General features: G+C 66.1%; 7 protein-coding genes. 5 read left to right on the top strand and 2 right to left on the bottom strand.

What is annotated here, in order from left to right:
• Positions 1 to 1099: BamA/TamA family outer membrane protein (locus KJ554_03660; protein MBU0741433.1), on the bottom strand; the 1099-nt coding region annotated here is incomplete at its 3' end.
• A gap of 524 nt (positions 1100 to 1623) precedes the next feature.
• Here KJ554_03660 and KJ554_03655 point away from each other — a divergent pair.
• Positions 1624 to 2418 carry a class I SAM-dependent methyltransferase gene (locus tag KJ554_03655; GenBank protein ID MBU0741432.1) on the top strand — a complete coding sequence of 265 codons (795 nt, stop codon included), beginning with the start codon at positions 1624 to 1626 and terminating at the stop codon, positions 2416 to 2418.
• A gap of 58 nt (positions 2419 to 2476) precedes the next feature.
• Here the strand turns inward: KJ554_03655 and KJ554_03650 are convergent, their stop codons facing one another.
• The gene (locus tag KJ554_03650; protein ID MBU0741431.1) at positions 2477 to 3142 is read right to left on the bottom strand and encodes a chromophore lyase CpcT/CpeT; all 666 of its coding nucleotides are present in this window, start codon (positions 3140 to 3142) and stop codon (positions 2477 to 2479) included.
• Between the two features lie 149 nt (positions 3143 to 3291).
• On the opposite strand from KJ554_03650, the gene KJ554_03645 reads away from it, so the two are divergent.
• The 4 genes from KJ554_03645 to KJ554_03630 all read left to right on the top strand — a co-directional run.
• Entirely contained in the window at positions 3292 to 5637 is a 2346-nt protein-coding gene (locus KJ554_03645; GenBank protein MBU0741430.1) for a SpoIIE family protein phosphatase, read from the top strand.
• Positions 5638 to 6466: 829 nt separating this feature from the next.
• On the top strand, positions 6467 to 7744 hold the full coding sequence (locus KJ554_03640; GenBank protein ID MBU0741429.1) for a formylglycine-generating enzyme family protein: 1278 nt from the start codon (positions 6467 to 6469) through the stop codon (positions 7742 to 7744).
• A 208-nt stretch (positions 7745 to 7952) separates the two neighbouring features.
• On the top strand, positions 7953 to 8609 hold the full coding sequence (locus KJ554_03635; protein MBU0741428.1) for a hypothetical protein: 657 nt from the start codon (positions 7953 to 7955) through the stop codon (positions 8607 to 8609).
• Between the two features lie 159 nt (positions 8610 to 8768).
• A partial coding sequence (locus KJ554_03630; GenBank protein ID MBU0741427.1) for a class I SAM-dependent RNA methyltransferase occupies positions 8769 to 9594 on the top strand: 826 nt, incomplete at its 3' end.

The following is a 9594-nucleotide window of genomic DNA, read 5'->3' as shown; positions in this document are numbered from 1 at the left end:
CGCTGCGGCCGGCGTCCACGAATAGCAGGCCGACCAGGCGCGGTCGTGCCGCGTCGCCCAGCAGGGGCGCGCGGTATTCCGCTGACCCCTGGCAAAGCCACTCGTCGCCGGAGGGTGCGCTCAGGGACTGGCTCGGGAAACCCCGCACCGTGTAGAGCCCGCCCAGGTAGAGCCGGTCGTAGAAGGGCGCTTCGGCGCCCACGTAGGCTGCGCGCCCGTGCAGGCCCAGCACGCCGGACCCGAGAGAGCGATAGGCGCGCAGGTCGCACCTCCCGGAGGGGAAATCGCCCTCCTTTTGCAACGTGTATCCCAGGCGCAGCCGCCCCCACAATCCAGCCGCGGGCGAACCCGCGCGGCGTTCCGGCGAGCGGGTGTCCAGCACGAGGTCCGTATGCCAGATGGTGCGCTCGCGTTCGCCGACGCCAGCCGCGATGCCCTCGGGCAGTTCGGCGAAGGGGACTTCGTCGCCCTGGGTGACGCCGCTCACGTCATCGTCGCGCCAGACCGTGCCGGTCGAATCGGCGTCGGCGGTTTCCAACTGCACCGCCGCCGACAGGCTCCAGCCGCGGCCGAGACGGCGGCCCAGATGCAGGCTCAAGCCGCCTCGCGACACGAGGTGGGCGTACTCCACGCCGTCCTCGAAGTAGACGCGCTCGCTGGCGAAGGCCCGGATCTCCGCACCCCAGAACGTGCGGTCGCCGGGCGCCGCGCCGCGCCGGTAGTGGGCCGTCAGGCCCGCCATGCGATAGCCGATCATCAGCTGCACGGCGGCCTGTTCACCGCGCCCGGTCAGGTTGTCGAGGGAAAGCGCGGCCGGGATCAGGTACCAGCCGTCCAGGTCGCTGTTGCCGGTGCCGAGACGCAGGTCCGGCCCGCGCTCCTCGACCTCCAGGACCAGGACCAACGCGCCGCGCGTACGACCGGGGCGCGTGAAGTAGTCCACCGCGTCGAAGAGGCCGCTTTCGCGCAGCCTGGCCACGGCCTCCAGCAGGTCCTCCTGATCGAGCCGGGCCCCGGGCGATAGTCCGAGATATCGTTCGATCACGGCGAGGGAGGTCCGTGTGTTTCCGTGTGGCTCGACGGCTTCCAGGGTGAGCATTTTCACCACACCCGGCGAGGCAGCCGGGAGCTCACCGGTCGGCTGGGATGCGGATCGGGCGTCGCCGCGTGCGGGGCAGCAAAAAGCACAACCAATTGTCAGAAAGACAATTGCAGCAGTGATGCCAGGCAAGTGGCTGCGCCGGTTCATGCGGACTCTTTTCATGGTCGTTCCCAGCCAGTCGGTTGCAGGGAATCCGTGGCAATCATCATACCCGAAGGACGTCATATGCCAAGCACGAAGGAAGATCACGTAACTCATTTGGACTCTTGGTGATCATGGGTATCCGCCGCTGACGAGTGATGATATGGGAACACGTGATCCTGCGAATGTGTGATGAATCGCCACAATCTGGGTTGGGCCATGTGGTTGCAGATGTTGGCATTGCGGAGTTGCTTGTGCTAGAATCCGTTCTTGGCCGCTCCAGCCAAGTGGCAGGGTGGATTTGTGTGTCAAAGGCCGGCAAGCCGCGATATGATCGTCGCGCCGACCCTCACGATGAATCCGGGATCGAGGATATGGTCATGACCGACATGCGGCGACGCGCGCATGAGCTGTGGATCCGCTTGTTCGGACGGGGGCCCCCCCAGCCCAAGCGTATCGGCGAGTTCGTGCCGCCCATCTCGAAAATCGATCCTCGCACGCTCGAACAGGGCCTGTATCAGGTCGAGATGCTCAAGCGTTCGGGGTTCGACCTCAAACGCAAGACGCTCCTGAACATCGGCACCGGCTGGCAACCCACCATACCGCTGGTCTTCCACCTGGCGGGCTGCGGCGACATCATTCTGGTGGATCACGAGCGCGTGTTGGACCGGGAACTCCTGGTGCAGACGGCCACCAACCTGCGCGGGTACGCCGGTGAGATCGCGAAGCGTCTCGGGATGGAGAAACGAGAGGTGGTCCAGCGCCTGCGCGTTCCCGCCGACGTCACCCTTTTCGGAGCCCTGCGTCAGTTCCACATGCAGTACCTGGCGCCCTACGATCTGATCGATACCCCCTTCCCCGACAATTCCATCGATCTGGTGATCGCCCGCGCCCCCCTCGCGCACTACACCACCAAGTACGTCAAGACCATACTGCCGGCCATCGGGCGCCTGCTCCGACATGACGGACTGATGAGCCTGTGCTTCGAGCAGAATGACAGGCTCGACTACCTGGAGTTGTTGCGCGAATCGTCCTGCCGACTGGTGATCGAGGAATCCGACACGGAACTGCGCGTGGTCACCGACGGGGAGGCGCCGGAAAGGGATCCGACCCGCTCGCTGGCCTTCCTCATCGCCTCGTGCATGTCGTCCGAACAGGAGAATTACCCGGGTTGAGAGACGACGGCGCGGGCCACGGACCCGCGCCTATTCGTTCGGGGAGGGGTGTGGGCGATCAGCGTCCCTGCTTGACGAAGCGGTAGGCGCCCTTGATGGCTCCCCAGACCTGGTTGTCTGCCTCGTCGAAGCCGCGATCCCAGCTCTCGATCCACGAAGGGGTGATCGTCACCTCGCTGGTGGCGTAGGACGCTCCCTGCAGTTCGCTCGGGCAATCCTGTTCCCGTGTGGACCCGGAGAACATCCACGCGTTCACGCGCTCCAGCTCGACGGCGCAGCCCTCCTTGACGACGAGGTCCGCGGGGGACAGGGCGTCGAATCGCGTGGGATCGCGCCAGGCGCCGACCATGGCCGCCTCGTCGGGCAGCGTATAGATCTCGCTGGAGAAGGTCACATCGTTCCTGCGCGTCAGGTGATAGATGCGCTGTCGGTACGGCTTGTCCTTGCTCTCGGCGGCAGCCTGCTCGACGTACAACCAGACGCCATCTCCGCGTGTGGGCCAGACGCGCACCGTCTCCAACGTGATATCGTGGTAATCGGCATCCTTCGCGGCCTGTTCGGCGCTGGAGAAGGAGCCGACAAGGCACTGAGACAGCATCAGCACCTCCATGTCCGGCGGCGTCGGGGTCTGGTAATCGTAGAACTTGTCGCCGAAACCGATGCCACAGCCGGCAAGGGCGATCAACAGGCCAGTCAGCATGAATGGGCGGATCACGGTCTTCATCTCAAAACTCCGTCGTCATGAGGTACGCATCGCTCGTCGCAACCGTAAATTTGCTCCTTCGAGGCCCTTCTGTCCACCCCTGATGAACCTTGTCTTCGGCGCTCGTCGGGACTACGGTTGACCGCCAGCCGAGGAGAGGTGGAGGCGACATGTTCGAGAAGCGCCCGGATCGCGAAGTCCCGCACCACTCGATCGCCTGGCGGCTGATACTGGCCGCGGCCGCGAGCGCCGTGGTCGTGTGGCCCCTGCGCGCATTCATGCCGTGGCTGCCGGCCCTGATGCTCGGTGCCAGCTGGACGGCGTCGGTGCTCTTCCTGCTCCTTGACACCGCGGTGCGCAGGCTCTGGATCGCCTACCTGGTCCTGACCGTGCCGGTGCTGCTTCTCTTCGGCGCCGAGAGCGGGGGCCGCCAGATCGCCGTATCCCTCAACTTCTGCTTCCTCCTGCTGCGGCGTCAACGTCCCTGGCGCCTGCTTTCCTCGGCCCAGCGTGCGGCGGCCTTCTTCCTCGGCGTTGCGGCGCTGGTCCTGGTGTCGTGGGACTGGCATTGGCCCGACACCGACGGCATGGGCTGGTTCATGGGCTTCATCAACAACTTCGGCCGGACCTGCCAGGGGTCGCTGCGACTGTTCTGGGTCTTTTCCCTGCTGCGTCTGCTCTTCGGGATCAGGCTCCATTTCCTGCGCCTGAAGCCCAAGCTGGCGGTCATGGCGGTCCTGATCGCCGCGATCCCGTTGCTCTTGCTGAGCACCTTCGGCCTGGTCGCGCTCTACGGCGCCATGGGCGGTGTCACCACGGCGCGCGGACGCGATGTCCTGCAGGACTGGGCCGCCAACCCGGCCGCGATCCGGGGCTGCGCGGCCGTCACGGACGCCGCCGGCTTCGACTGGGCCGCCGGCCGCTCGAACGATCGCCTGCCGGACTGGCTCGTCGGATTCAGGGCCGCCCTGGACCGCCCGGTGCCCGCGTCCGACGAGCAGGTTCCCGCCGCCACCGGCATGAAGCTCACGATCGCCGGCGAGGAGCAGGTGGTGAAATCGGGGGCCTGGGCGCCGGCTGACACGGCTGCCGTCTTCCGCATCGCCGACGAGCTGTGGCTGCTGGACATCCGCGGCCTCGGCACCGGGGATGCTCACATCACAGGCGTACCGCTGGACGCGGGCGTGCTCGATCGCCTGTCGGGATTGCTGCGCGCCGACGTCGGGGTGCTGGCCACACGCGGCGAACTCGCGATCGCCACCGCCGACGCCGAGGCCGATTCGCTGGACGGGCGCATATCCCTGCAGGGCAGCTACCGGGATTCCACCGCCGCGTCGATCTGGAGCCGGCCGCTCTATTTCGGCGGCGCCCAGGTGCCGTTGATCGTCCTGGCCGGTGGACACTTCGCGTACGGCGACTTCCTGCTGCACGTGCAGGTGAGCCTGGCGGATCTGGCGGACGAGTTCGTGACGGGCGAGAACACGTTCAACAAGGCGGTGTTGATCAGCCTGGCCCTCATCGCCGGCCTGCTCCTGCTGATCCAGGCCGTGGCGGGTTTCCTCGGGTTGCGCATCACCAACGGCATCACCTCGGCGGTGACCGGGTTGCGAGAGGGGACGCAGCGGCTGGCTCTTGGCGACCTGGAGGCGCGCATCCACGTGCCCAACGAGGACGAGTTCGGCGACCTCGCCGATTCCTTCAACGAGATGGCCGTGGCCGTCAAGCGGGGACGCGAGGAGGCCGTGGCGCGCGAACGGCTCGAGAAGGAACTGGAGACGGCCCGCGCCATCCAGGAGCGCTTGCTGCCCCACGAGATGCCTTCGGTGCCCGGTTACGAGATCACGGGCGCCAGCATTCCCAGCCTGCAGGTGGGCGGCGACTACTTCGATTTCCTGGATCAGGGCGACGGCCTGCTGGGCGTGGCCATCGGCGACGTCTCCGGCAAGGGGATTCCCGCGGCTCTGCTCATGTCCAATCTGCAGGCTTCGCTGCACGGTCAAGTCCTGCATCCGGGCCGGATCTCCGGCGTGGTCCGGCGCGTGAACGACCTGCTCGTGCAATCCACCGATCCGCACATGTTCGCCACCTTCTTCTACGGTGTGCTCGACCGCCGGACCGGATCCTTCACCTACACCAACGCCGGGCACAACCCGTCCCTGCTGAGGCGGAGCAATGGCGAGCTGGAGCGCCTGGAGGCGGGCGGCCTGCCCCTGGGCATGCTGCCGGACGTCGACTTCGCGCAGGACGTGGCGACGCTCGAACCGGGAGACGCCCTGTTGCTCTTCACCGACGGCATCACCGAGGCCGTCGGCCCGCTGCCGGACGGACGCATCCCGCTGGACGAGGACGCGGTGGAGACCATGTTCGGCGACGACCGCCTGGCCGCCCTTTTCGCGGAGAACCGGGATCGCGGCGCCGTCGCCATTCGCGAAGCGGTGCTGCGGGCCGTCTCCGATCATACGGCCGGCATGCCCCAATCAGACGACATCACTCTGGTCGTGGTCACCAGATCCTGATCGCGACGACGGCGTTCGCATCGCGACCGGGTCGTGAGCGACGGATTGCCGCCGGAAATTGCCGTGAGCCGCGCTTTTCCGTACATTCCCACCCATCGGGACGCGGGCACGCGAAAACTGGCGTCGGTGCATGCCATGTGGTATTTTCAAGCGAGTGTCTCGAGCCGCTCTGGCTGATCAACACTCCTCAGCAGTCTCCACAGGGGGATCGTCGATGATGAGAGCCGTACTGTTGCGTTTGCTGTCGGCCGCGTTGGTGCTCGGCCTGCTCGCCATCTGGGGATGCGACGAGAACACGCCCACCGGAGGAGTGACAGGTACCGGCAGCATCGGCGTCTACCCCCGCCCGATAACCGTCGCTTTCCCCTGGCAACTGACGGGTCCGGATGGCTACGTGTACGATGGAAACGGCGATGTGGTCCTCGCAGACCTCGCAGCGGGCGAATACGTGCTGACGTGGCAGGGTGTGAGCGGCTGGTTCTTGCCCAGCGCCAACCCGGTCACGAAGACGCTTGCCGGCGGCGCCGTCACCACGTTCACCGGCACCTATCGGCAGCCCAGCAACGAGCCCGATCCCGGCCAGGTGCAGATCAACCCCGAACCGGACGAGATCGCAGCCCCGTGGACCCTCACCGGCCCCGACGATCTGGTGGAGACCGGCAACGGCGACGCGCTCTTCGAGGACATGGTCGCCGGCGACTACTCCATCACCTGGGGAGACGTGGACGGCTACATCACGCCGATGCCGGCTGAGCAGAACCTCGCCGAAGGGCAGGGCATTACCTTCAACGCCTCATACCTGTCGCAGGCGTCGTCGGCCCTTGTGATGATGTCGGTGGAGCCCGGCACCTTCAAGATGGGCAGCCCCCTGCAGAGCGCCGTCGATCCCTACGAGTGGCCCCAGCACAGGGTGACCCTCACCCGGCCCTTCGAGGCCTCCGTGACCGAGATCACCTGGGCCCAGTACACGCGCCTCATGGGCGACAATCCCAGCCATTACTACGATCTCTGTCCCAACTGCGAGCTGTCCCATCCGATCGAGAGCGTCACCTGGCTGGAGGCGGTCACCTTCTGCAACGCCCTGTCGTTGGACGAAGGGCTCACGCCCGCCTACGGGATCGTCGGGGAAGACGTCACCTGGGATCAGGCGGCCGACGGCTATCGCCTCTTGACCGAGGCGGAGTGGGAGTACACCTGCCGTGCCGGCACACAGACCGATCTCGCGAACGGCAGCCTCACCTACACGCCCAGCAGCTGCGACTACGACGAGCTGCTGATGCTCATCGGCTGGTACTGCAACAACTCGGGCTACCTGCCCCACCCCGTGGGCCAGCTCGACGACAACGCATGGGGCTTTTACGACATGCACGGCAACGTCTGGGAGTGGGTCTGGGACTGGTCCGGCCCCTACGAAAACGTGCCGGTCACGCTCGGCGATTTCTACTTCAGCAACGGTTCGGTCGAGAGACTGGGCAGCTTGTCGGTCATCCAGTTCCTCCAGGCGTTCGGCGACGGACTAATGATCCGCTTCACCAGGGTCGGCTCCAACTTCAACATCTCCAACCTGGACATCACGACCAGCGAGATAAACTTCGCTTATGCGGACTTCGCCGGCGAGGTGAACCTGAGGGTCAACAACGACATCCGCCACGTCGGCGTGTTCACGGACTTCCCGACCGCTATCGCTCCCGGCGTGACCTTGTCGGTCACGGCGGAACAGTTCATCGACGCCGCTTTCGGCGAGGGAGTGAAGGGCGAGATCACCCTGACCGGCGAGATCACCTCGCTGGGGATCGGCGGCCAGATCTTGCTGGTGGACGACATGAACATCCTGGACAGCGGAACCGGCCAGTATGACCTGGACCGTCTGGTGAACTTCAACACAATGAGCCTGGGGTATGTCTATCGTCCGGCCATCGACAGCGTGCCCATACCGATCCTCATGGGGTGCAGCGTCACCGACCCGATCGGCCCGACCGCCGGCGCCATCCACATGATGCGTGGCGGCGGCTACGGCAACGGCGCGCGCACCTGCCGTTCAGCCACCCGCAGTCTTCCGAACAAGGGCCGTTACACCGGATTCCGCGTTGCCCGCTACCTCGACTGATCGGACGAGTCGTCCAGAAAGACGCATTCCCGGCACCTGACGCCCCCGGCTCCCCCCTGCGGTCCCGGGGGCCTTTTCTGCCGGGAATATTCCGGCCCCGGAGCAGGGGTTGCTTGATGATTTGTCAGATATCGGGTACAATCTAAGGTCCGAGGGGTATGCAATGCGGGTCTAAGGGTTCCTGTCCTATTGCTCGGGGGAATGCGCCATGAAGTACAAGACCTCACTGATCGTCCTGATGTTGATCCTGGCGTACGCCGCCCAGGGACAACCCGTTTTCCAGGTGGGAAACCTGAATCCACCCGTCCCGTCCACCGTGGAGTTCCTGCATACGGGACAGGAGGACTATGCCTATCTGATCTTCCCGCCAGCTCAGGGTTCCTGTCCCCTGGGCGGTTTCGAGCTGCTCAACGTCAACATGTACCTGGAGCTGACCGCCGACCAGGTGCCGGTCACCTTCACCGCGTCGGGCGGCCTCGCCGAGGCCGTCTGGGACCAGGCGCTGGGCCAGTTCGTTCCCGGACCGTTCATCTGCGAAGGTCTCGACCAGGTCTTCAACTTCACCGCCCCGGGCCTGTACGTGATCACGGTGCCCATGGACGACGCGTGCGGCTGCCTGGCATTCGACGAACACTACTTCCTGATCATCCGGTACCACGATACCTTCGAGGCCAACCTGCCCATCGACGGCCTGCCCGAGCCCGGCATCGTCTACAACGACAAGGGCACCGGTTGGGTCGACATGTTCGATTATATCAAGACGGCCAGCGGCAAGGTCATCATCTGGGGCGATACCGTCTGCTGCGCCTACTCAGTCGGCAACGAACCGGGCACCTGGAGCGAGATCAAGAGCCTCTATCGTTGATCGACTTCGCCGGTCTCCTGTCGGGGCGCCCTGCGGGGCGTCCCTTCTCGTGATGTCCGGGTGCTGTCGCGGGGCGGCGGTTGACGATCCCCCGGGCGTGGCGCACCATGTCTCCACGATCCACCGGATCGGGGGGCAACGTCGGCGAGCGGAGGCGAGGTGTTCGAGTACCAGAAACACGGCCGGTATTTCGCCCAGTGCGCTCGCGGCGTCGAGGACCTGCTCGTCGACGAGTTGCGCGAACTGGGAGCCCCGGCCGCCGACGCCCGCGTGCGCGGCGTCGGGTTCCGCGCCGATCCCGGCCTGCTCTACGACGTCGTCCTGCGTTCCCGGCTGGCGGGTCGCGTCCTCGCGCCGCTGCTGACCTTCGACTGCCATTCCGACCGCTATCTCTACGCCACCGCCCGCAAGCTGGACTGGGACGCCATCCTGTCGCCGGACCGGACCTTCGCCGTTGTCGCCAACGTTTCGCGCAGCAATATCAGTCATTCCCAGTTCGCGGCCCAGAGGCTAAAGGACGCGGTCGTGGACCATTTCCGCGAATCGTGCGGGCGTCGTCCCAGCGTGGACCGCCGCGAGCCCGACGTGTGGCTCAACCTGCACATCAACCGAGACCGGGCCGTGATCGCGCTGGATGTGTCGGGCGGCTCCCTCCATCGCCGGGGATACCGTCTGGAATCCGTCGAGGCGCCGTTGCAGGAGACCCTGGCCGCGGCCGTCCTGCGCCTGAGCGGCTGGGACTGCGAGGCGCCGCTGGTCGACTTCATGTGCGGTTCGGGCACCTTCCTCGCGGAGGCCTGGCTGCAGGCCTCGCGCATCCCTCCGGGCTGGAGGGGTGTGGCGGCGGCGTCTGCGGCGGCCTGCCTGCCGGACTTCGACGCCGAGATCTGGCGGCGCGTCGTCGAACGTGCGAGGGTCGACCACCGCCGGCCGGCGTCCGGGCTGGTCTCCGGCGGCGACGTGGACGAGGCCGCCGTGCGCGCGG

This window comes from bacterium (assembly GCA_018814885.1).
Taxonomy (GTDB): domain Bacteria; phylum Krumholzibacteriota; class Krumholzibacteriia; order LZORAL124-64-63; family LZORAL124-64-63; genus JAHIYU01.
The sequence above is the reverse complement of the archived record's forward strand: the minus strand, read 5'-3'. Positions and strand labels throughout refer to the sequence as shown.